Here is a 1067-nt window from a genome sequence, read left to right as displayed (position 1 = left end):
GATGCTTGATTTTTTATTTGTATCAGATCATGATCGCGCCCATGAAAATTAATCTGACAGATGCCCAAAAAGAAGCCCTCGAATTGATGCATGATACGACTCGCGATGGACGAGTACGTGACCGCATCAAGGCCGTGCTTTTGGCCTCAGAAGGCTGGACTGCCCAGATGATTGCCCAGGCTTTGCGGATCCATGAAAGTACGGTGAGTCGCCATCTGAAAGATTACTTCTCTGAGGAAAAACTCGCCCCTGAAAATGGGGGCTCTGAAAGCCGTTTGTCTGCCGAACAAACGACAGAATTAGTGGAGTATCTGATGGCAAATTTGATGCACACTACCGCACAAATTATGGCCTATGTTCGGGCACGATGGCAGGTGACTTTCACTGTTGCAGGAATGACGAAATGGCTTCACCGTCAGGGTTTCAGCTACAAGAAGCCAATGGGTGCCCCGCATAAATTTGATGCGGATAAACAGCAACAGTTTATTGAAACCTACAACGCGCTGAAAGAAGAATGTGGCCAGAATACGCCTATTTTGTTTATTGATGCGGTTCACCCGACCCTGTCCACAAAATTAAGCTATGGCTGGATGAAGAGCGGGCGGAAGCACGTCAAAGTGGTTGAAACCACGGGCAGTCGTACTCGACTCAACATCATGGGTGCCCTTAATTTACAACGGATTGAAGAGACTATTGTTCGTGAATATCCGACGATTAACGCGAAAAATGTCGTCCTTTTTTTCGGTTCAATCCGGGAAACCTACCCCCTTTCGCAAAAAATCCACCTTATTCTGGATGGTGCGGGTTATCACCGTTCCGAAGTCGTTCAATTTTTTGCCGAGGTTTTGAATATTGAGTTGCACTACCTGCCGCCTTACAGCCCTAACCTCAACCCGATTGAGCGATTATGGAAGTATGTGAATGAGCAGGTACGAAACAATGTCTATTTTCCGGATACGAAAACATTCCGTGAAACGCTGCGTCACTTTTTTCATGTCACATTGCCAGAAAAAGCGAAAGAACTCACCCCTCGGTTGACTGATAACTTCCAGATTTTAAAACCCGCC

Annotated in this window: 1 protein-coding gene; it reads left to right on the top strand. The window is 46.5% G+C overall.

Annotation, left to right across the window (positions count from 1 at the left end):
* Positions 1–41: 41 nt before the first annotated feature.
* Positions 42–1067 (top strand): IS630 family transposase (locus PSI22_RS21210; protein ID WP_273581455.1); only part of this gene is annotated, 1026 nt, incomplete at its 3' end.

The organism is Xenorhabdus aichiensis, from assembly GCF_028598775.1.
In the GTDB taxonomy this organism is placed as follows: domain Bacteria; phylum Pseudomonadota; class Gammaproteobacteria; order Enterobacterales; family Enterobacteriaceae; genus Xenorhabdus; species Xenorhabdus bovienii.
The sequence above is the reverse complement of the archived record's forward strand: the minus strand, read 5'-3'. Positions and strand labels throughout refer to the sequence as shown.